At 50.8% G+C, this 21,966-nt stretch carries 16 protein-coding genes and 1 pseudogene; 9 read left to right on the forward strand and 8 right to left on the reverse strand.

From position 1 onward, the window contains the following. Positions 1-14: 14 nt before the first annotated feature. Together J4G02_01635 and J4G02_01640 are read right to left on the reverse strand one after the other, a co-directional pair. On the reverse strand, positions 15-1,580 hold the full coding sequence (locus J4G02_01635; protein ID MCE2393296.1) for a long-chain-fatty-acid--CoA ligase: 1,566 nt from the start codon (positions 1,578-1,580) through the stop codon (positions 15-17). 24 nt (positions 1,581-1,604) lie between these two features. After that, positions 1,605-2,144 (reverse strand): hypothetical protein, encoded by a 540-nt coding sequence (locus tag J4G02_01640; protein ID MCE2393297.1) that lies wholly within the window; start codon positions 2,142-2,144, stop codon positions 1,605-1,607. A 113-nt stretch (positions 2,145-2,257) separates the two neighbouring features. Here J4G02_01640 and J4G02_01645 point away from each other — a divergent pair, with 113 nt between their 5' ends. Next, the gene (locus J4G02_01645) at positions 2,258-3,085 is read left to right on the forward strand and encodes a CPBP family intramembrane metalloprotease (GenBank protein ID MCE2393298.1); all 828 of its coding nucleotides are present in this window, start codon (positions 2,258-2,260) and stop codon (positions 3,083-3,085) included. Positions 3,086-3,215: 130 nt separating this feature from the next. On the opposite strand, the pseudogene J4G02_01650 reads toward J4G02_01645, so the two are convergent. Beyond that, positions 3,216-3,443 (reverse strand): annotated as a pseudogene (locus J4G02_01650) (helix-turn-helix domain-containing protein). Positions 3,444-3,630: 187 nt separating this feature from the next. Here J4G02_01650 and J4G02_01655 point away from each other — a divergent pair. From J4G02_01655 to J4G02_01685, 7 genes are all read left to right on the forward strand, one after another. Continuing rightward, positions 3,631-5,190, forward strand: coding sequence for an NAD(P)H-hydrate dehydratase (locus tag J4G02_01655; protein ID MCE2393299.1), 1,560 nt, complete (start codon positions 3,631-3,633; stop codon positions 5,188-5,190). A gap of 65 nt (positions 5,191-5,255) precedes the next feature. Continuing rightward, positions 5,256-6,200, forward strand: a complete 945-nt coding sequence (locus J4G02_01660; GenBank protein MCE2393300.1) for a D-2-hydroxyacid dehydrogenase — start codon at positions 5,256-5,258, stop codon at positions 6,198-6,200. 32 nt (positions 6,201-6,232) lie between these two features. Beyond that, a complete protein-coding gene (pdxA, locus tag J4G02_01665; GenBank protein ID MCE2393301.1) occupies positions 6,233-7,291 on the forward strand; it encodes a 4-hydroxythreonine-4-phosphate dehydrogenase PdxA in 1,059 nt (352 codons plus the stop codon). Positions 7,292-7,325: 34 nt separating this feature from the next. Beyond that, positions 7,326-10,199, forward strand: coding sequence for a tetratricopeptide repeat protein (locus J4G02_01670; protein MCE2393302.1), 2,874 nt, complete (start codon positions 7,326-7,328; stop codon positions 10,197-10,199). Positions 10,200-10,324: 125 nt separating this feature from the next. Beyond that, complete coding sequence (locus J4G02_01675; protein ID MCE2393303.1) at positions 10,325-11,275, forward strand: Gfo/Idh/MocA family oxidoreductase; 951 nt, start codon at positions 10,325-10,327, stop codon at positions 11,273-11,275. 78 nt (positions 11,276-11,353) lie between these two features. Then, positions 11,354-12,247 carry a phytanoyl-CoA dioxygenase family protein gene (locus tag J4G02_01680; protein MCE2393304.1) on the forward strand — a complete coding sequence of 298 codons (894 nt, stop codon included), beginning with the start codon at positions 11,354-11,356 and terminating at the stop codon, positions 12,245-12,247. Positions 12,248-12,373: 126 nt separating this feature from the next. Further along, positions 12,374-13,537: a M20 family metallopeptidase gene (locus J4G02_01685; GenBank protein MCE2393305.1), complete on the forward strand. Its 1,164-nt coding sequence runs from the start codon at positions 12,374-12,376 to the stop codon at positions 13,535-13,537. On the opposite strand, the gene J4G02_01690 is transcribed toward J4G02_01685, so the two are convergent. The 5 genes from J4G02_01690 to J4G02_01710 all read right to left on the reverse strand — a co-directional run bounded on the left by J4G02_01690 (position 13,534) and on the right by J4G02_01710 (position 19,535). Next, positions 13,534-14,874, reverse strand: a complete 1,341-nt coding sequence (locus J4G02_01690; protein ID MCE2393306.1) for a hypothetical protein — start codon at positions 14,872-14,874, stop codon at positions 13,534-13,536. The two genes, J4G02_01685 and J4G02_01690, sit on opposite strands and share 4 nt — an antisense overlap. A gap of 11 nt (positions 14,875-14,885) precedes the next feature. After that, entirely contained in the window at positions 14,886-16,097 is a 1,212-nt protein-coding gene (locus J4G02_01695; protein MCE2393307.1) for a GNAT family N-acetyltransferase, read from the reverse strand. A 139-nt stretch (positions 16,098-16,236) separates the two neighbouring features. Then, on the reverse strand, positions 16,237-17,436 hold the full coding sequence (locus J4G02_01700; GenBank protein ID MCE2393308.1) for a GNAT family N-acetyltransferase: 1,200 nt from the start codon (positions 17,434-17,436) through the stop codon (positions 16,237-16,239). A gap of 45 nt (positions 17,437-17,481) precedes the next feature. Further along, a complete protein-coding gene (gene rlmD, locus J4G02_01705) occupies positions 17,482-18,774 on the reverse strand; it encodes a 23S rRNA (uracil(1939)-C(5))-methyltransferase RlmD (protein MCE2393309.1) in 1,293 nt (430 codons plus the stop codon). 113 nt (positions 18,775-18,887) lie between these two features. After that, positions 18,888-19,535 carry a ThuA domain-containing protein gene (locus J4G02_01710; GenBank protein ID MCE2393310.1) on the reverse strand — a complete coding sequence of 216 codons (648 nt, stop codon included), beginning with the start codon at positions 19,533-19,535 and terminating at the stop codon, positions 18,888-18,890. Positions 19,536-19,886: 351 nt separating this feature from the next. Between J4G02_01710 and J4G02_01715 the strand changes: the two genes are divergently transcribed. Beyond that, positions 19,887-21,956 carry a WD40 repeat domain-containing protein gene (locus J4G02_01715; protein ID MCE2393311.1) on the forward strand — a complete coding sequence of 690 codons (2,070 nt, stop codon included), beginning with the start codon at positions 19,887-19,889 and terminating at the stop codon, positions 21,954-21,956. Positions 21,957-21,966 lie beyond the last annotated feature (10 nt).

Below are 21,966 nucleotides of genomic sequence, written 5' to 3' on the forward strand. Positions count from 1 at the left end.
TCCTTTGTACGTTATTATATTACTTGACTCGCTTTTCCTCTCCAATATTTTTCTCTCAACTCCCGCTTGAGGATTTTTCCGTAGTTATTCTTAGGCAGGTCCTCCACAAAATCAATTGATTTGGGTCGTTTGTAGCGGGCGATATGATCTGTGCAGAAGTTGATTAGCTCCATCTCTGTGACCTCTTTCTCAGCCGCAAGGGAGACGACCGCTTTTATCGACTCACCCCACGTTGGATCCGGAACACCGATAACGGCGACTTCTCGGACCGCTGGATGCTGGACGATGACCTCCTCAATTTCCCGCGGATAGACGTTTTCGCCGCCGCTGATAATGAGGTCCTTTGACCGATCCATCAGAAAGAGGTAGCCAGATTCATCGATATATCCTACGTCTCCGGTATGCAGCCATCCATTCCGCAGCGTCTCAGCGGTGGCTTCAGGATCTCGCCAGTACCCTTTCATCACCAGATCCGAGCGCGTAACGATTTCCCCCATCTCACCGGGTGAGAGTTCATTATCGTCGGGATCGACAATCTTCACTTCTACATCGGTACGCGGGATACCCGCTGATGCGAGTCGCTTCATCTGATCCGGATCCCCATCAAGGACGTGGTCATTGTGAGAAAGATAGGTGATGGTCATAGGAGATTCCGCCTGCCCATAAAGTTGGACGAGGCAGGGGCCTAGTTTTTCCATCGCCTGCATCAGATCCTCGACCAACATGGGCGCGCCGCCGTAGTTTAACGCCTTCAAGGAACTGTGATCGTATTTGTCTACCGCCGGGCTATCTGTCAATAGTTTGATCATGGTCGGCGCAGCGAACATATTTGTCACACGGTACGCCTCGATCGTTTTCAGCGTCTGCTCCGGATCAAAGGACTTTGCCTCCAGAATGATGTTAGCCGCCGCCTTGCCGACGTTAGGCAGGGCGTAGCATCCACTTCCGTGCGATAAGGGAGCAGCGTGGAGTGCAACGTCGTTGGGACCAAATCCCGGGCACATGTCAGCATAGAAATTCATCGTCATGCCGAGTAGATTACGGTGCGTCAGCATCGCGCCTTTGGGTTGACCCGTCGTACCGGAGGTATAAAAGAGCCACGCCACATCATCGGGCGCAACCTCCGCATCCTCAAAACGATCTGATTCGGCGGATAGCACGCTCTCGTAATTCAAAAACGGTTCCTGTGCTTCGGACACGCTGATAATACAACTGACTTGTGGAATGGCGCCACGGATGTCGCTGATTGCCTCGTTGAATTCAGGCGAGATGATCGCTACTTTGGCTTCGGAATGGTTGATGATAAAGGCAAACTCTCTGGGGTGTAGCCGGAAATTAATAGGTATAGTACCGCAACCCGCCTTGAAGCAAGCAAACATCGACTCCAACATTTCAGGACAGTTATACATCAACACCGCCACGTTATCCCCCTGCTGGACACCGAGGCGATTCAATCCGTTTGCCAGACGGTTGGCTCGCGCGTTAAATTCGGCATATGTAGATGCCTTGGAGCCATATGCAATTGCGAGGTTTTCAGGAAAACTTCGAGCAGATTTTGTCAGTAGGCTACCGATATTCATGACTGCCCCCGTCACTTTTTGCAATCAATCATCCTGCACCACTTCCAGCACAGATCCCGCGGTCACCTCATCGCGAGAGGCTTTGACTTCGATTTTATCTGTATCCGCCTGATTAAAAATTCTAACAACGACTACATCGCCCCCAACTTGGCATCGGATGGCGTTCCCAACCACTAGTACAGAGTCTGGATTCCATACAAACTCTAGGCGTTTGGCATAAGCCGCTAGAGCGGCGAGGATGGTTGCTTCAGCGCTGCCACCCTCAAGGAGGGTCGTGCGTCCAACGTGCGCGGCTTCGTTTGCTGCGCTCGCTAAACGATCCTGTTCGGATTCATGCGTCCGTTGGCTCTCCCGTTTTTCATTGCGTAACACCATATAGAAGATGGCACCCAACAGAATGACAAACCCAGCGGTAATGAACACCACAGTCAGTCGTGCTTCTTCCTTGCGAAGATCCTCGCGGTGATGTGGATAGAACGCATCGTGTGAGTACGCCAGATATACCGAAAGCGTTAAACAGAGCAGCATTATAAACGCAACAGCAAAACATAATTTTTTGGTCATCAAGTTGACTCCTCTGTGTCCCTCTATCATCGAAGAAAAAGATAAGAATAGGACGAAATTCAGTATATCATACTATGGCAAGAATAATCAATTGCAATGTGGAGGGCCTTTTCATGTCCTCCATTAAGTGGAAAGTGATAAATACGCTGTTGAAAGCCCTTGAGAGATATGCTATACTAACCGCGGGGAGGCAAGATCTGAGGAAACGAGGACAACCTGTGAACCCTTGGACAAAAGAACAAAGGGAAAAATACTTACGTGGCTGGGACCGGCAGACGACAATTGTCTTGCTTGGCGCGTCTGTACTATTGACATTATACCGCTTTATCGGACGCAGAAGGGTCTTTACTCAGTACTTTGGAAAGTTTTTCGTTCAGCATCCGCTCAAGAGAATTTTTCCGTACTTCTATTGGTTCTGGATGAGTGCGGTCACGCTGCTGTTGTTGCCAATCCTTGTGGTCAAATTCGGCATAAAGGACAAAGTCCGTGACTATGGCTTTCACTTGACTCACGGAAAGTTGGGTTGGGGATTTGTCCTCGGTGGCTGGCTACTCATGCTGCCACTGATTGTCCTAGTCCTACAAATTTTCCCTGCCTTCCAACAGAAATATCCGCTTTCCCCTATTGCTGGAACCAACTGGAAAGTGTTTATTGCGTACGAAATTTCTTACGGCGTTTACATGTTCTGTTGGGAGTTCTTTTTCCGTGGCTTTATGCTTTTCGGGTTGGAGAAACGGTTTGGCAATTATAGCATTCTCATTCAAACTATCCCGTTCGTTGTCAAGCACGGCACCAAGCCCTTTGCAGAAGCGATGGGTTCAGTTGTTGCGGGATTTGTGCTTGGCGTCCTCGCTCTGGAGACACGGTCATTTATCTACGGCGCAGCAATCCACTGGCTTGTCGCCATGTCGATGGATGTCCTCGCTCTCGCATGGAAATGAGAAGAGACGGTCAGTTACCCCACCCTGAAGGGATAGGGCTTGTTACCCGTTCCCCGGGACTTATTGGATTACGCGCTTCTGTCCCCGTCTGAGCAGGGGTTTCGGGGGTGTTAGTTACCACCGCACCTCCACGCAAGGCTACAGCGTGAAGCCCGGCAAATGCCTTAGATTCTCGCTTAAAATCTGGTAAAGCGGTGGCTTGTGTCGTCCATTTCACTGTTAGCCCGGCGGTTTCGTATGCTTCGATACGCCACGCAAGGGCTTGGTTGTAAAGAGAGCGCAATAATGCTAACCAGACGGTAAAGAACTTTCGTTGTTTCGTTGTAGGATAGGCGTGATATTCATAAGTCTTTTTCATAGTATTGTCCTTGCCCTTCATATCCGTTTCAGTGGATGTGTGTGGGAGATCCTAACGGGTGTTAGGGCTGAAACCCTTCCACGAAGGACAGGACAATTTTAACAGACTCACAATATGTTTCAAGCAAAAGAGAAGGCGGGATTTCCTCACACACTGGAGTGTGGGGGCTCCATCCCGAAGAATTCTGATGAAAGTTGTCACCGCACAAGAGATGCGTCAAATCGATCAGCAGACCATTGAGGAAATTGGTATTCCCGGTGCTGTGCTGATGGAACATGCGGGGACCGCTGTTGTCCGAGCGATCTGGAAACATTTTCCTAAATGCCGGCGTATCGTGGTTATCGTTGGCAAGGGAAATAATGGTGGCGATGGATTGGTCGTTGCTAGACAACTTGCACACGCCGGTCAACCGATTCAGATTTTTCTCGTTTCGCCTCCAGAGAGTTTCGCCGGTGATGCGTTAACCAACTTGCAAATTGCACAAAATTTGAATTTGCCAATCACCTCGGTTCTTGCTGAAGACACACTAGAAGCGGCGAAAAGCCAAATTGCGTCCGCCGATCTGATTGTGGATTCTATTTTCGGCACTGGGTTGCGGGGCGGCGTACACGGTTTTATTGGAGATGTCATTACCTATATCAACAAAACGGAACTTCCGGTGATAGCTATCGATCTCCCCTCTGGGTTGTCAGCAGATACCGGAATGGCGGAAGGCGCATGTATCCAAGCATCCTACACCGTCACCATGGGACTTCCCAAGCGGGGAAATCTTATCCATCCGGGTGCAACCTTCACAGGCAAACTTGAGGTTACCGACATCGGTTTTCCTGCGAGCGTTATTGACGCCCAAAGCATTGAGATTAATTGGACGCAACCGTCCGATGCGGCGCGACTCTTACCGCTGCGTCCGACACACTCCCATAAAGGCACCTACGGGCGTGTTTTTGTCGCCGCTGCGTCCACGGGTATGACCGGTGCTGCAGCCTTGACGAGCGCAGGCGCATTGCGCGTTGGAGCAGGCCTGGTAACGCTTGGGGCCCCAAAAAGTCTTAACGCGATTTTGGAGATGAAACTCACCGAAGTGATGACGCTTCCGCTGCCCGAAACAGCGGAGGGATCTTTGGCGTTGGACGCAAAATCACACATTATTGAAGCAGTTGAGCGGACCAAATCGGTTCTCGCGATTGGGCCTGGACTTTCACAACACTCCGAAACCGTTGCACTCGTTCACAGCTTAATCCGCGAAAGCGATGTCCCAACCGTGATCGACGCCGATGGGATAAACGCGCTTTCAAAATCGACAGAGATCCTTTCATCACTATCACCTCAAACAGTGCTCACGCCCCATCCGGGCGAAATGGCAAGACTCATCGGTAGAACCGTCGAAGCGTTGGAACGAGATCGGATTGGAATCGCCCAACGATTCGCACAGGCACACAACGTTACGCTCGTCCTCAAGGGGGCACCGACGGTCGTCGCACGTGGAAATGGAGACATATGGATTAATTCAACCGGAAATGCCGGTATGGCGACCGGTGGCATGGGAGATATACTAACAGGCCTTATTGCGGGGTTGATAGCACAAAAAGTTTCCCCCTTTGATGCGGCCGTGTTAGGTGTCTACCTTCACGGACTTGCAGGGGACATCGTCACCGAATCAATCGGAATGCACGGATTAATGGCGGGCGATGTATTGAATAACATCCCCAAAGCGATAAAACTGTGTGGTGCGCATCATCAAGCATAACAACCTAAAATCCGGTCGTCTGAAACGGGCGGAAATTTAACACACCCAAAAGAGAGGAGTAAACCGTGAAAATTATTACCCATCATTTTAGTGAAGAACAACTCGCAGCTGCTCAGGCAATCGCCCCTGATGTCACTTTCGTGACGCCGGCAACGGACGCGGAAATGCAACGTGAGATTGAGGATGCAGATGCCATTTTTGCCGGCGTAACACCCGAATTGATCCGTCGTGCCAAAAAACTCCGTTGGATTCAAACTGGAGGCGTTGGCGTTGAAGGTCTTAGATTTCCTGAGTTAATCAATAGTGATATCGTCCTTACAAACGCACGTGGCACAACCGCGGTCAACATTGCAGAGCATGTCATGGCGCTTATCCTCGCCTTCACACGCACACTGAATATTACGATTAAGCGGCAGATGGAGAAGGTGTGGGAAAGTCGTGCGAATATGCCGGTGCTTGAAATCGCAGGAGAAACCATCGGGATTCTCGGTCTTGGCAGTATCGGGCTACAGGTCGCCAAGCGTGCAACCGCTTTTGATATGCGTATCCTAGCCGTTGATCCAACGCAGACACAGAAGCCTGATTACGTCGAGTCACTCTGGAAGACCGATAGGCTGCACGACATGCTAAGTCAATCGGATTGGGTTGCCATCTGCTGTCCGCTAACGACCGAGACAGAGGGCATCATGGGTGCGGCTGAATTTCGCGCGATGAAGCCAACGGCATTCCTGATCAATATTGCGAGAGGAAAAATTGTCAATCAAGCCGAATTGGTTGAAGCTCTGCGCGCGAAAGAACTCGCCGGGGCCGGGCTTGACGCTTTGGAACCAGAACCACTCCCACAGGACAGTCCACTTTGGGAAATGGAAAATGTTATCGTCACACCGCATCACGCCGGTCAATCCCCGAAAGCACCCAATCGGGTCTTTGAACTCTTCTGTGAAAATCTCAAGCGTTTCGTTGCCGGTGAACCGTTGATCAATGTGGTTGATAAGACACGGTGGTATTAAGACGGCGAAGCCGAGAGGAAGACCCCTCTGATATGGAAAATGAAACATTACCAACAATTGCAATCACTACCGGCGATCCGGCTGGTATTGGTCCTGAAGTTGTCCTCAAGGCATTAGCAGATCGGGAGTTATTCAACACCGCTCGCTGGCTGGTCATCGGCGACGCCGCCATCCTAAGCATGGTGGGAAAGCAGATCGGTCTGGAGCCACCGAACTGTATCGTCCAAGATAGCGCACAAATCTCTGCCGAATGGTCCTGTGACAAAACGGCGCGGCAACTTGTCGAAACGGCACAGGTCTGTCTGCTAGATTTACGTCAACTAGAGCCTTCCCAGTTTGCTGTAGGAAAACTCAATGCCGTCTGTGGTCGTGCCGCCCTCGAATATGTCCGTATGGCAACGCAGCTTTGCCTTGATGGTCAGGCGGCTGCTATGGTTACTGCCCCTTTGAATAAAGAAGCGGTGTCCTTAACAGGGCAAAATTTCACGGGCCATACAGAATTTATCGCTGATTTATCCGAAGCAGCAGAGTCACGGATGTTGCTCGTCAACGATCGCCTCCGGGTCATTCACGTCTCCACCCACTGCTCGCTGCGGAATGCCTGTGAGTTAGACGCTCCTAGAATCCTACGTACCATTCAACTCGGTAACGAAGCACTTGAATCGCTCGGCTTTGACCAACCGAGAATTGCTGTGTGTGGTCTCAACCCGCATGCCGGCGAAAATGGTCTGTTTGGAACTGAGGATCTTGAACGAATCGTCCCTGCAATCCAAGCGGCTCAACATATGGGAATGGTGTGCGAGGGGCCGTTCCCTGCCGACACAATCTTCATACAGGCGGTCAGGGGTGCATATGACCTAGTGGTAGCGATGTACCATGATCAAGGACATGTGCCTATGAAGCTGCTAGACTTTGAAAACACCATCAACGTCTCCCTAGGGCTTCCCATTATTCGGACGTCCGTCGACCACGGCACAGCGTTCGATATCGCAGGAAAGAATCAGGCAGATCCCAGCAGTATGAAGGCAGCGATGAAACTAGCAGTGACGATATCCCAGAACCGGCGCAAAGAGGATTTCGCTTCTGTTTAGTCGCACTGTGACAGTAATAAGGAGCAAAAGACAGATGAAATCAACGCAGTCGATGCTATTTCGATATCTACTCCTGATGTTGATACTTTCAATCGTAGCGGCTACGATTGCGGCGGGGAGCGAACAGTCGCGTGAGGCAATTCAAAAAGATTACCGTAACGTCCTCAAGGAGAAGAAGCCCGAAAAACAGATAAAGAAACATCGAGACTTGGTCAACAAGTGGAAAGAGAAGGGCCATCTCGAAGATCTGATTTCCCTTTACGAAGCCGATGCAGAAACAGAACGCGCCAATGCAGGTCTACACTATGGTCTGGGTTACGCTTACGCCAACCAAGGGCGAATAGACACGACGCAAACTGCCCTTCTATTTGAAAAAGCTGCGAACCAATTTGAACAGACTATCTCGCTTGAGCCAACCCTGTCGCAGGCACATTTCAGCCTCGGCGCAATCTATCAAGAACAGAATAAGTTAGAACTCGCAGCCCAAGCGATGGAGGCGTGCTTGCAATTGAATCCCAAGTATTATCCCGCCTACTATCGGCTCGGTGAAATCCAACTCCAACAGGATGACCCCGGCGCTGCGCTTGAATCGTTTCAGGCAGTGCAGAAAATGAGCTCAAAATGGGCGCGTCCTTACTACGGAATTGGATTGGCTCACTTCAAACTTGGGAACGATGACGCTGCCAGAGAAGCATTGGAGGAAGCAATTAATCGCGATCCTAAATTTGCACCCGCTTATTTCAAACTTGGTCAAGTCCTCGCCAAGGATGGCTTTTTCGACGATGCATGGGGAGAATATGAGGCAGGACGGAAATACCAGCCTTACACCTCAGAAGATCTGTATGAACTTGGCACGATTTTCGTCCAATCAGGGAACCAAGCGGGAGCAACCGACATATTTCGGCGTATTATCGACAGCATAGATCCAAGGCACACCGCCGTGCTCCTCCAACTTGGTGAACTCTATTACGCCACCGGCGAGGAAGCGGCTGCAATTGAGCACTATAAGCAAGCGATCGAGACAGATCCGTCGCTCAAAAACTACTTCATGGAACAGCTAGCACCTTATCATGCCGGGTTGATGGGTAGGAGTGAGGCAAAATCTATCCTCAAGCGGTTTTTGGCGGTGCTCCCCGATGATCCACGGGCAACCTTCCATTACGCTCAAATCGAAGCTGACACGGGCAATCTAACTGCTGCTATCCAATACTATGAAAAGACCCTAGCGTTGATTGGCTCTAAGAAGACCCAACCGGATATCGAGTTCGCACCGGAGCACTTGCTAGACACCTATAGGTTTTTAGGAGACGCTTACTACCAACAGGAAAATCATGAACAGGCAAGAGCCTCCTATAGACGTACAATTGAACTGGATCCGGAGCTGGAACGGTATTTCTTTAGTCAGGGCAAATCCGTCTTCGATGCCGAGCAATTTGATTTGGCAGTTGAGCCTTTCAGCAAATTCCTTCTCATCTACCCGGAAGATGTCGAAGCGACATACCTGCTTGGACGCAGCTTCGAAGCATTGGGCGACACCGAAAATGCACTGCGCCTTTATGCCCGTATCCATGAACTTGATCGAAACCATACAGATGCCCTAATGCGTTCAGCGCAGATCTTTAAGTGGCAGAAAGAACCACAGAACGCGCTGACAATGCTGACAAAGTTAATAGCAATCGAACCAACGAATGCTGAGGCGTACTATCTCGCCGGCATATTGCACCTTGAATCAGGGGACTCTGAAGAAGCGCTCGATGCCTTCTTGGAAACCATCCGCCTGGATGTGAGTCGCCTTGATGCTCATTATCGAATCGCGGACCTGTATGAACAACGGGGGGATATTGATAACACCATCAAACGGTATGAGACAATAATCGGACTCGATTCATCTAGGGCGGATCCGTTCCTTCGCCTAGGCGCGTTCTATCTGCGACGAGGCGAGAAAGATCACGTTATCCGCGTGTATGAGCCGGGATTAGAGATTGAACCAAACCATCCCTATGCACAGTACAGCCTCGCAGTAATCTTTGAAGAACGCGAAGATATTCAGAAAGCAATCAAGCGCCTCGAACTCGCAAACCGATACGATGACAGCAATTATGATTGGCACTTCCGCTATGCCCGTCTGCTAGACCGCTACGCCCAAACATTGGAGGATTTCGACACCTATGCGGCAATGGCAGTAGAGGAATACAACAAAACCATCAGTCTAAAAACCGACTATGCACCAGCCTACCTATATCGCGGGTTAATCACTCGTCGCTACAAACAGATTGGTGACACACTCTACCGATATGGCCAGATCGTGAAGGATTTCAAAAGGGTAATCGCGTTAGAACCGAACAATTCTGATGGATACTACTACCTCGGCATGACGTACGTAGATTTGGATCAACGCGAGGAGGCCAAAGATATACTGCTGAAAACCCTTCAATTCAAGAAACAGTACAAAGAGGTATATCTGCAGCTTGGGTTGATTGCAGAATCGGAGGGTGACCATGCCAAAGCGATCAGTCACTTTGAGAAGGAATTGGCAATCAACCCTGAATCCGTCAGAGCCTATCAGCGGCTTGGCGATCTCTACAGCAGTTATAGCACCGACTTTGGGCGCGCTAAAGAAACATTGGAGAAAGCACTAGAGTTACAACCGAACCATGTTTCAACGCTGCTTAGCTACGCAAGTACACTTTACTATCTAGATCAGCTGGGTGCAGCGACCGAGCAGTTTGAAACGGTGATTCAGATAAATCCCAAGAATTTGACGGCAAATTATAATCTTGCCCTGATGTATGAATACACCGGCAAAACACAGCAAGCTATTAATCGATGGAAAAAATTCCTTGAACTCGACCCACCCGCCGAATGGAAAGAAGATGCTGAACAACACTTACGACAACTTCAACCGTAGACGGGGAGGGACTGTTCATTGGTTCAAAAGTTCATGAGTACATTAGTGAACTAATGAACCAATTTATTCGCTGCCATACCCACAACGGGCAGATGAACAATAACGAGATATGGAGGCAAAAATTCATGTCGAAATTACAGGTTGCCTTAATCGGCTGCGGTGGACGTGGTCTTGGGCACGCACGGGTGCTCCAAGAATTTGATGATGTAGACATGGTCGCTGTTTGTGATCCGATTGAAGCATCACGAAACGCCGCTGGCGATGAGTTCAATGCAGCGGGACGTTATGCTAGTGTCGATGAGATGCTAGAGGCCGAGTCGTTGGATGCGGTATTCGTTGCAACGCCGGCACATCTCAACGGGCAGGCAGCGTTACCTTGTCTAGAACGCGGTGTCAACACCCTGATGGAGAAACCGCCGGGGATGAGCGTCGCAGAAACAACCGCTTTGCGCGATGCCGCCGCCCGCACAGGCGCCAAAGGCATGGTCGGTTGGAATCGCCGTTTCCACCCCATAATCGTCAAAGCGCGAGAGATGGTCGAGGCACGCGGCGCTGTGACCCAACTTGTCGGGGAGTTCCACAAGAGTGTTACCGGATTCATAAAATCAGGTCGCTTCCCCGAACATCTGATGGACAATCTGTTTCTTGAAACTCCTATACACGCGCTCGATATCGTTCGCGCCATCGCAGGGGCGGAGGTAGAGGAAGTACATAGCGTCGTGCGTCGCACAATCTCCGATTACAAAGATGTCCACGCCGGACTCATCCTCTTTGAGAACGGTTGTGTTGCACACCTTGCCGCTAACTACACGACGGACGCCCGCCTCGAACGTTATGAGATTCACGGACGGGACATCTCCGCCTATCTCGAAGGGGTGTCGCAGGGAACTGTTTTTTGCGATGGCAAACAGCATCAGTTGACCGGCAGAGGCACTAGTGGTACAGAGGAGCAGAACCGATACTTCTTGGATTGTATCAAAGCAGACCGCCCGGTTTCACTCCCTGCAGCGAACCTGGATGAGGCGATTAAGACAATGGAGTTGGCGGAGGCCATTCTGTCCGGATTGCGATCCTAGTTCGGCTAAAGCGCGCGGACCCACCCCGACTTGTGGGAAAGCCAACAAAATGAGATTGCGTTCAGAGAGGGCTTATCGATGAGTCTCACCCAAGCACAGGTCCAAGCCTTTCACCAAAACGGCTATCTGGTAGTGGACAATGCTTTAAGCGACGAAGACCTGAATCCATTGATTGCGGACTTTGAGGAACTTATTGATACTATCGCCGACGAGCTATATGCCGAAGGAAAAATAAGGGAACGTCATAAAACTCAACCCTTCGAGCGGCGTATCGCTTGGCTGACCAAGGAGGCAGGCGATCCCTTGCAGGGACAGGTATCATTTCCGGTGAATCTTCGCCGCCCAATCTTCGACTTCCTGCATAACGCGAATCTACTAGATCTACTTGAATCACTTGTTGGTCCAGAGATTTACTGCAATCCAACGCATCATGTGCGTCCAAAATTACCAGAACCCCTGATGGACGAAGGGTTCGACAACTGGATCCAACAGTCGCCCTTCCATCAGGATGCCGCCGTGCTCCTGCCGGAGGCGGACGACACGCTCGTTGTGACGACGTGGATTCCGCTTATAGACGCGACCAAAGAAAATGGAACAATACACCTCTATCCGGGTCTACATCAGGGCGAGATTCGGAGGCATGTGCGGTGTCCCTATGGCTGGCAGATTGCGCCAGAGGTAATGCCCGAAGGTGGACCGGTGATGCTACCAGTAAAGAAGGGTGGGGTGATTTTCATCCACTGTCGAACTCCACACGGCTCACTTCCGAACCTGTCGGGTGAGGTTCGCTGGAGTTTAGATCTCCGCTGGCATGATGCGCGGAAACCGGGGGGTAGACCGCTGCCCGGAATTCAGGTACGCAGCGGGGAACATCCGGGGAAGGTAACGCGCGACCATCAAGCTTGGATAGACGCTTGGGAAGCGGCAAGAGCAGATTCGACACCGAGGAAGATGTATCGTTGGGAAGAATAGAGTAGCGACCATAGACACAGGTTTCCCGACCTGTGATCGCGGGCAGAGCCTGTCCTCAATGAAATCGGGGTGAGGAAACCTGCCCCAACAACAAAGGATTCATACTTTACATAAAGGAGAGATTTGATGAGCCAATCGTGGGCGCGTAGTGATAATGAGGTCCTTGCCACGCTGCAAGATGTTGTAGCGATTGAGAGCATAAACGCCAGTCTACCCGGCGGGGAGCGCGGTGAGGTTGGTATGGTTGAATATCTTGCCGATTTCTTCGATGCCGTAGATATCCCCTACGAGACAGACGAAGTGTTACCGGGGCGAAGCAATATCATCGCCACACTAGAAGGTGAGAATCCAGATCGTGTGTTACTATTTGAATGTCACATGGATACTGCTTCCGTCAGCGTTATGACTATACCACCTTATGAGCCGCATATCCGCGACGGTCTGCTCTACGGACGCGGTGCATGCGATACCAAAGCCGGCGGCGTGGCCATGATACACGCGATGAAGCGCTTCAAGGACGCGGGAATTAAACCCCCGTGCACCATCAAATACGCCGGTGCCGTAGATGAGGAGTACAGTTTTCAAGGCGCAATACGATTGGCAAAAACTGTCAAGGCGGATGCAGCAGTCGTCTCCGAACCAACCGAGTTGGAGGTCATCCGCGCACACAAAGGGTTGGCACGTTTCCACATCGTCGTCAAAGGGGTCGCTGCACATAGCGCCAAGCCGTATCTTGGTATCAATGCTATTTCAAAGATGACGCGACTGGTTCGGGCGATTGAGGAGGAAATCGCACCGACCTACGATTCCATGAGCCATCCACTCACCGGCAGTCCAACACTCAATATCGGCGTGATTTCCGGGGGCGTGCAGGTCAACTTTGTGCCAGACGAATGCATTATTGATATAGACCGTCGTGTCATCCCCGGCGAAACACCGGACGAAGCCCTTGTACCGTTTCAAGAACGGCTAGAGCGCGCCCAAGCCGCCGACCCTGACTTGGATGTCAGAATGGAAACACCGTATCTCAAGGATAACCCGATGGAAACACCCGAAGATGCACACATCGTGCAGGTCGCTGTCCGTGCGTGTGAATCCGTAATTGGGAAATCAGCGATCACAGGTGTTCCCTACGGTACTGACGCCAGCAAGTTCACCTCTGTTGGTATTCCATCGATTGTCTTTGGTCCCGGGAGCATTGATCAGGCACATGCCGCAGTTGAGTGGGTTGATTGTGAACAGGTCTTGAAAGCAGTTGACATCTACTATGAGATCATGACACGATTTTAAGCCTCGACCAATTCCCGTATTACTGATTTGACGGCTTCCTCAACCTCAGGCGCAAATGGTGCACTTTGCCTCCAGCGCTTGTAAGCGTTCGGCTCATAGCCACCCTCGACCAAGGCTTGTGCAGTCGGCACATAGGTCTGGCAACCCTGCGTGTAACCGAGCGTGAACGTTCGATCCGATCCTAGCAGTGACTGGGCATACAACCCGTACTCTAAGAAGAACTCACCCGAAAAAGTTATCAGGTGAACATCGCCAATGTCCCAGCGCGAGAAGGTATAGTTCACCGCTGTTGGGACACGGCGCTCCACCCCTTCCAACTGGATCTGTTGCACCCACTGACGCATCGCCAGTTGATAGCCTGCATGGTACAACGACTGCCCCGCTTTTTCTTCGTCGCTCGCCTGCGCGGATTTGACCGCTTGGGCGGCAATCTCATCAAGCGTCTGACACGATGGCGGCTTATTAAGTGGAAGCGGACGGTGTAGCCGTTGGGTGCGAATCGCATCCACCGAAACTGGGTCGCAAACCTTTAGAGCACCATCTACCGCATCCGCTAACAGACTCCCGCAGCGCAGCGCGTCAATAGGGGTGCCTTTCCTAAATCTGCCATCTCCGTCCGACAAGTTTGGACGTACATTTCCGAACATACCGGGTAGGTACAGTGCAACTGCCTGCCGGTATCGTGCTTCCAACGCCAGTTGGGTTTGTCCGGGATAATCCCCTGAAACCTCTGGACCTAACAGAATTGTCGGATGACAACAATAGCTGAAGAACACCCCCGCCAACGAACCATCTGCACGATGACATGCGAGAATTGGGACGCTTTTATCGACCACTCCATCCGGATTTGGACCCGATACGCACGTTCCTTCGGGAGTTATCAGGCGTCTGTTCACATTAAAATCACATCTCGACTTCCCGAACGAGAGCGTAGCAGGTTCCATGCGGGATAGCAGATCTCTTGCCAGTTCGGCCACGCGATCACACAGACCATCAAAGTAGGGGCTAAACCCACCAAACAGGTCAATTGGACACAAGATTGGCGCCGAGTGGCTGTGGCTGCCTGTGATCAGGATGCGCGTTGGTGGAATGCCGGTTGCGTTACCAATCACCTCCTCAAGTGCCGAGATCTCAGCGACTCCAAATCCCAATGCGTCTACTGCAAGGACGAGCACAGGCGTGTCGGCAGCCCGGATAATTCCAATCCGTGCATAGACATCGTCCAGAACCCCAGAGGGGATACCAAAGAAGAAATCTGGATACACGTCATTAATTGGCGGTGTTACCGAAACCTTTCCGAAAGCTGCCTCAATATCATTGAGAAGTTCAGTTTGCATTTTATCCTCGATTAGAATCGGTCTGTCCGCCACATAAACAGCTCACCGGCTGGGAAAAGTGCATCAAGCAGGCCGATTTCGTTGATCCTCAAACCGTTGGAAAACACGATCTGTTCGGCGCTAATATTTCCAAATAGGAGCTTCAGCAGCTGCGTTTGACTAACGCAGAGGTCGATCTCCGGCGACACGCTCTCGTGAGCGATACTGAGCGCCCCGTCCTCAATAACCAACATCTGTTCACCGGCTTCATAGCGCACGCGAATAGCACCTCTCCACGCCGAAAAGTCCGAATCCCTGAGCCTCATCTCCAACAACGGCTTAATCTTTCTCAATAGCGATCCAAAGTTGGTTATCAAAAACATAGCGTTGTTGTTCTCTCGCCTCCGAACGGAGCAACCCATCCCCTCAAACATTTTTCGACTCTGGGCGGGCGCTGGCGCACCGATTACCTGCACACCCGCCGCCTGCGCACGATGGAAGAAGCGGTAAAATAACGCAGTCATCGCCTGCTCCGCATCGGGTAGATAGCCAAATTCGCCTATTTCCCACTGCTTTGCTAGCAGATAGGCAACGGTTGTTCCGCCCTGTTTAGCAATCCAATACAACGACGGATCATATGTCCTCCACTTAGGTCGATTAGTCCAATACTCAGCATTTTTCACAAACGTACCTGTTCGATTGGCGTTAAAGTGATCGAAGATCGCTCGCAACATAGGCATATCTCGATCCGGTTCGCACAACTCAATAGTCACGTCAGGGGGCACTTCCCCAAGTGTCGGAGGCAGGGTCAGTTCCATACTGTAGGTGGGATGCATTACCCAGCCCGCCCTTGCGTAGTGCGATTGGACGCCGGTACCAAGAATCGAGAGATCATAGCCCGCTGCTTGCATATACCGGACGCTATCTCGCAGTACTCCCGATGAATACCCGGCGCGAAGATGGGATGGATCTGTGCCGACACTGCCGACACCGCCCATCCGCACAACGCAATTCCCGATACGCATGGGACGTTCAAAAATCTGTACAACACTAGCAGCCTTACCATCTACAAAGCAGGCACGTGTGTTATTGAGGTCAAACCATGGATCATGTTCGACAATATTTACGAAGAGATGTTGGATATGCTCTGAGCCCCCAAAAGCACGAATACTGCACTGAATCGTATCGTCAAGCTCAGTTGTATTATGCGGGGCACGATATTCAATATTAATAAATTTCTCCAAACACAGAAAGAGACGCCGATCCAATATAATCCAAGTTGCTATCTATTGAAGAGTGGGTATGTTGTATTTTTCTTGGAGCTATGTATTTGTGGCCTATTTACTGGACCCCCTCGGCTTGGATAGTAGGCCAGCTGGCCGATTAGATTCGGTCCAGCCACCATATGAATAGTTCACCTGCCGGGAAAAGTGCATTGAGCAAACCAACTTCGCGAATCTGCAAACCGTTGGAAAAAATCAGCTGCTCGGCGCTCATATTCCCAAATAGCAGTTTCAGCAGCTGCGTTTGACTGACATAGAGGTTGATTGCCGGCAATGCTCTGTTTTGCGCAATACTGATTCTTCCATCCTGAATAACCAATGTTCGTTCGTCGGCTTCGTAACAGATGCGAATAGCACCAGTCCACGCCGAAAGATCTGAAGCCCTGAGCCTCGCCTCCAACAGCGGTTTAACTTTTGTCAATAACGATTCAAAGTTGGTGATTAAAAACATAATATTACTCCGTTCGCGTCTCCGAACAGAGCACCCCATCGTCTCGAATATCTTTCGGCTCTCCGATGGTGCTAGTCCGTCGATTTCCTGAACGCCCTCCGCCCTCGCACAACGGAACAAGTGACAGAATAACGCAATCATCGCCTGCTCCGCATCTGCAAGATAGCCGAATTCAGCTATCCTCCATCGTTCAGCTTGCAGATAGGCAACGGTTGTTCCGCCCTGTTTAGCAACCCAATACAGCGATGGATCGTACGGCCTCCACGTCGGTCGGTTGCACCAGTATTCAGTGTTTCTTATAAAAGTCCCCGTTCGATTGGTATTAAACTGATCGAAAATCGCTTGCAACGCCGGCAGATCTCGATTAGGCTCATACTGTTCGATAGCCACATCAGCAGGCAATTCCCCAAGCGTTGGGGGTAGGGGCAGCTCCATGCTGTAGGTCGGATAGATTACCCAACCTGCCTTGGCATAATGCGATTGGATGCCTGTAGACAACATCGAGAGATCGTAACCCGCCGTTCGCATATACCGGACAGTGTCCCGTACCACCTTCGATGAATAGCCAGCGCGACGATGTACTGAAGGTGTACCGACGCTGCCGACTCCACCCATCCGCACGACACAATTCCCAATACGCATAGCGCGGTCAAAGACCTGTACAACGCTAGCAACCTTCCCGTCTATAAAGCAGGCACGCGTATTATTGAGATCAAGCCACGGATCCTGTTTGACAAAGTTTGTGAAGCGATATCGTCTATCCCCTAAGTCCCCGAAAGCACGAACACTGCAGTCAATTGTATCGTCAAGTTCAGTTTCGTTACGCGGCGCGCGATATTCAATGTCCATAAACTCCTCTAAGCACAGACGGAAACGCAAATCTAAGGTGATTTTTCATAGTCGTTGCAACCCAACCACCGTTTCAAAATGATAGGTCATCGGAAAGAGATCCACAAGGTCCAAGGACGCGACTTCATACTTCGCACTGAGTTTAGACAGATCACGAGCAAGGGTAGTGGGATCACAAGAGATGTATAGGATGTGCTGCGGAGCAATTCGATCGAGGGCTTCCAGATCTTCCGACCAACACCCGCCTCGTGGCGGATTGAGAAGCACTAAATCCGCCTTGACGCTGCCTAGCTTGGCAAGATGCCCAGCGCGGAAGTTTGCATTTGTAATATCGTTGGTCTTAGCGTTACTGGTCGCCAGCGCAACCGCCCCCCTTTGGAGGTCCAGTCCAAAGGCAGCTTTCGCAGTTTCGGCAACCGGCAACGTAAATACCCCAACACCACAATGTGCATCAATAGCCACGGTCGGGCGGTTCACTTGAGCGTGGCGCTGCACAATTCTGACAAGCTGTTCTAGTCCAGCGAGGTTGTTCTGAAAGAAGGTATCAGGGCCAACCTCGAAATATAGACCGCTGACGGTTTCGGATAGTGTTTCTCTGCCTGCAATCTGTACAGGCTGCCCTCGCACCCCGGTCTGAATATAGATCGAGTGGATCGCCGGATAGTTCTGCAAAACTCTGTCAGTGACTTTAAGGCGCGGTTTGTACCCCTTCGGAAAAATCAGGATAAGCATGACCTCGCCCGTTGTGGCAGAAGTCCGCAGTGTCAACTCAGCCGCCCGAAAGCACCGGAGATCTTTTATTAAATCGGCAATCTGCGACAGGGCTCGGTTGATTGCTGGCAGCGCGATCTCGCACCGGTCAATCGGAAGCATATCGTGGCTTCCTTCTTGCTTGAATCCGAATTCAACCTGAGGTCGGACCGCAGTGATAGCTAGACGGATGTGATTCCGATAGGCAAGCGGTTGAGGTGCGGGATGGCACATTATATCAGGCAGAGATGATAGTCCGCCAATTCGATTCAACGCCTCAATGAGCACTCGCTCCTTTGCATCAAGTTGGGCATCAACGTCGATATGCTGCCATTGGCAGCCACCGCACCCGGCATCAAAGTAGGAACAGGGTGCAGGACAACGATCTGCAGAGGGCGAGATGATTTCGTTAATTCGGGCGTGCAGATGCCGCTTCTTCACTTCAGTAATCTCGACTTGCGCCGTTTCACCCGGTCCCCCTCGGCGGACAAATGTGACAATCCCGTTAATGCGGCCGACAGCGGCTGCAGAATAGCTCAAATCGGTCAACTGAATTTCGTATCGATCGCCGATATACGGTTTTGTCATAGCAGTTAATCTCACAGCCAAGGCATGGCGGAACTTGCTCCATCGTAGTCCTGCTTAACACAGTTTGCCGACCACATGACTATTCAAGAGAATCACTTGGAATTAACTGATTCCTAGTTCTCCGCCGCCACAACCCAGCGGATCCCCTGATCGACCAGTGAGCGATACCCCGGATTGCCGTAGGCGAGTCCGTCGTGGCCGAGCTGGATGTATACAATTTGGGAATTACCGTATCGATGGGTCCAACCAATCACCGGGGCACTCTCCGGATGTTCTGCTCTGAGTAGAACATGTACGTCGGGATTGGCGTCGAAATTCCCGTACGTTTCATCTTCAATCTCGAAATCCTGCATCTCTTTCGTCGCCGGATGAGTGGGATCTGCAATCTGGATGGTGTACTGAACGTTGTGCTTCACCGTGCCTTTGCCTTCCTCCCACACGCCACCGACGATTCGGTCGAATTCATCCCAGTCTTGGAATGAAATCAGGGCGTGATGCAGATAGACAATCGGTTTACCACGATTTAGCAGTTCAAGGTATGCCGCCTGCTGATCAGTAGTGATTTCTTGCCACATATCGTAGAAAACGAGCGCATCGTAATTCTTTGCCGCTTCAACGTTCAAGTAATTGAACGCATCTGGAAAGACAACGGTATCATAACTGAAATTATCAAAACTATTGAACATCTCCCAAAACGGTTCTTGCTCAAAACCGTGTCCTCCGGTAATCACTAAAGCGTGGATGTTTGCGTCTGTCGCCATGGTCTATCCCCTGTTGTTTAAGTGACTATAGTGGACCTTAGAATTAATGAGACACTCCAAACCGGTGCGGTTTCCTAACCGCACCTACCGGGGGGCGAAAGTGTCTATTTATTTTATATATAGGGTATCATCCCGTTGGCATAAATTGAAATAGAAATTTTCCATAAAACAGAAACCGTGGTCTTCAGGAAAATCGGTTTCCGCGCATAATTTCTTAACATGCACAAAAGTTTGTGCAGTTTTGTTTGTATCCTACTTCTGCCTGTGTTATAATTTATGATGTTTAGATGCTGTTGAATCTTTCTACAATCCTCGACCCCTTTTAATCACGCTCAGCAAAAGAATAAACTGATGACAAAGCGACGGTTTTTCGATCTCGCCCTTCCGCTTTTTTTCATTCTATTTCTTCAACCAAACGCCCTCGCCCAAGACCACACCCAATGGGGTTTACCCGTCGGTGCCAAAGCCCGCCTCGGCAAAGGTCGAATCCTCGATATAGTGTATTCACCAGATGGCACCCAGCTCGCCGTAGCAAGTACCATCGGTATCTGGCTCTATGATGTCGACGCCGGCGCCGCAGTCACGCTGCTTAGGGGGCATACAGATTGGGTGCTTTCCGTAACTTTCTCTCCGGACGGAAAAACGCTTGCCAGTGGAAGTCTCGATGAGACAATACGGTTGTGGGAAACTTCCAACGCACAGCATAAAGCAACCCTCAATGGACATGGGCATGACGTGCGTTCTGTGGTGTTTTCCCCAGACGGCAAAACGCTTGCCAGCAGTGGCGGTTATGATGGGACGATCCGGCTGTGGGATATGGAGACTGGCAAAATCAGGACAACCCTTGAAGGACATGGTCACGATGTCAGTTCCGTAGCGTTTTCCCCAGACGGAAAGACGCTTGCCAGTGGGAGTTGGGACGAGATGATTCGGTTGTGGAATGCTGACACTGGAGAGCACCAGCAAACCCTCTTTGGGCATCAGGGAGCCGTTTATTCAGTGAACTTCTCCCCCGATGGAAAGATGCTTGTCAGTGGCAGCGAAGACGATACGATTCTATTGTGGGATATAGAGACCGCAAAGGTTAAAATGACCCTGACGGGACATACAGATTCCGTCTTCTCCGCGGCGTTTCTGCCGGATGGGCAGACGCTTGCCAGTGGGAGTTGGGATAATACGATTCGGTTCTGGAAGATCGCAACTGGAACAATCAAGATGACCCTTGAAGGGCATACCGATCGGGACAGTGCTGTGGCATTTTCCGCAGACGGCAAAACACTTGCCAGCAGTGGCGGTTATGATGGCATAATTCGGCTGTGGGACATGGAGACGGGAAAACTCAAGACAACTCTCGAAGGACATACGTATGATGTGCAATCAGTAGTGTTCTCTCCGGAGGGTAGCACGTTAGCGGGTAGGAGTCAAGACTCCATGATATTGATGGGAAAAACCAACACCGGAAAACACAGTACAGCCCTTTTGATCTCTACAATCCGGTTATGGAATGCTAATACAGGCAAACATAAAGCAACCCTTGGGGAGCATATAACTCGCATGCCCTGCGTAGTGTTCTCTCCAGATGGCAAGACATTTGCCACCGGCAGTGATGACCACACAATTCGACTGTGGAATGCCGACACCGGAGAACACAAAAATTCCCTTCAAGGCCATACAGACTGGGGCACTGCCGTGGCGTTTTCGCCGGATGGCAAAACGCTTGCTAGCGGGAGCGATGACTATACGATTCGGCTATGGAATGCTGACACCGGAGAAATCAAGGTGGTCCTTGAAGATCACACAGATCAGATTAGTTCTGTGATGTTTTCACCAGATGGCAAAACGCTTGCTAGTGGGAGCGATGACTATACGATTCGACTGTGGGATGTTGACACCGGGGAACAGAAGGCAACGCTTAAAGGACATACAGATCGGGTTACATGTGTAGTTTTCTTCCCAAAGGGTGACACGTTAGTAAGTATAAGCCAAGACCATACAATTCGGATGTGGGATGGTAGCACCGGGACACATAAGGCAACCCTTGCCGGAGAGACGGATTGGGTCACTCTCTTGGTGTGCGCTCCAGATGGCAAAACGCTTGCCGGTGGAGGGTACAGACACACAATTGGCTTGTGGGAGGCTGACACCGGAGAACTCAAAGCAACCTTTGATGGACACACAGATCATGTCTTTACCGTGGCATATTCTCCCAATGGCAGAACACTTGCTAGCGGAAGTTGGGACCATACAATTGGCTTGTGGGATACTAACACCGGAAAACACAAAGGCACCCTAGAGGGGCATACCGCCGGCGTTCATTCTGTTGCATTCTCGCCCGATGGAACGACGCTTGCTAGTGGAAGTGAAGACGGGACAATCCTACTCTGGCAGTTCAACTCCCCTACAGCAGACTTCACCGAGTAAACTGATCACA

This window comes from Candidatus Poribacteria bacterium (assembly GCA_021295755.1).
GTDB lineage: Bacteria > Poribacteria > WGA-4E > WGA-4E > PCPOR2b > PCPOR2b.

Excerpts from the sequence above, each read along its gene's own strand:
- J4G02_01690 (MCE2393306.1), bottom strand. The coding sequence starts at position 14,874 with ATGCAAACTGAACTTCTCAATGATATTGAGGCAGCTTTCGGAAAGGTT.
- J4G02_01685 (MCE2393305.1), top strand. The coding sequence starts at position 12,374 with ATGAGCCAATCGTGGGCGCGTAGTGATAATGAGGTCCTTGCCACGCTG.
- J4G02_01635 (MCE2393296.1), bottom strand. The coding sequence starts at position 1,580 with ATGAATATCGGTAGCCTACTGACAAAATCTGCTCGAAGTTTTCCTGAA.
- rlmD (MCE2393309.1), bottom strand. The coding sequence starts at position 18,774 with ATGACAAAACCGTATATCGGCGATCGATACGAAATTCAGTTGACCGAT.
- J4G02_01645 (MCE2393298.1), top strand. The coding sequence starts at position 2,258 with ATGTCCTCCATTAAGTGGAAAGTGATAAATACGCTGTTGAAAGCCCTT.
- J4G02_01655 (MCE2393299.1), top strand. The coding sequence starts at position 3,631 with ATGAAAGTTGTCACCGCACAAGAGATGCGTCAAATCGATCAGCAGACC.
- J4G02_01670 (MCE2393302.1), top strand. The coding sequence starts at position 7,326 with ATGAAATCAACGCAGTCGATGCTATTTCGATATCTACTCCTGATGTTG.
- J4G02_01640 (MCE2393297.1), bottom strand. The coding sequence starts at position 2,144 with ATGACCAAAAAATTATGTTTTGCTGTTGCGTTTATAATGCTGCTCTGT.
- J4G02_01680 (MCE2393304.1), top strand. The coding sequence starts at position 11,354 with ATGAGTCTCACCCAAGCACAGGTCCAAGCCTTTCACCAAAACGGCTAT.
- J4G02_01715 (MCE2393311.1), top strand. The coding sequence starts at position 19,887 with ATGACAAAGCGACGGTTTTTCGATCTCGCCCTTCCGCTTTTTTTCATT.
- pdxA (MCE2393301.1), top strand. The coding sequence starts at position 6,233 with ATGGAAAATGAAACATTACCAACAATTGCAATCACTACCGGCGATCCG.
- J4G02_01710 (MCE2393310.1), bottom strand. The coding sequence starts at position 19,535 with ATGGCGACAGACGCAAACATCCACGCTTTAGTGATTACCGGAGGACAC.
- J4G02_01700 (MCE2393308.1), bottom strand. The coding sequence starts at position 17,436 with ATGGACATTGAATATCGCGCGCCGCGTAACGAAACTGAACTTGACGAT.
- J4G02_01675 (MCE2393303.1), top strand. The coding sequence starts at position 10,325 with ATGTCGAAATTACAGGTTGCCTTAATCGGCTGCGGTGGACGTGGTCTT.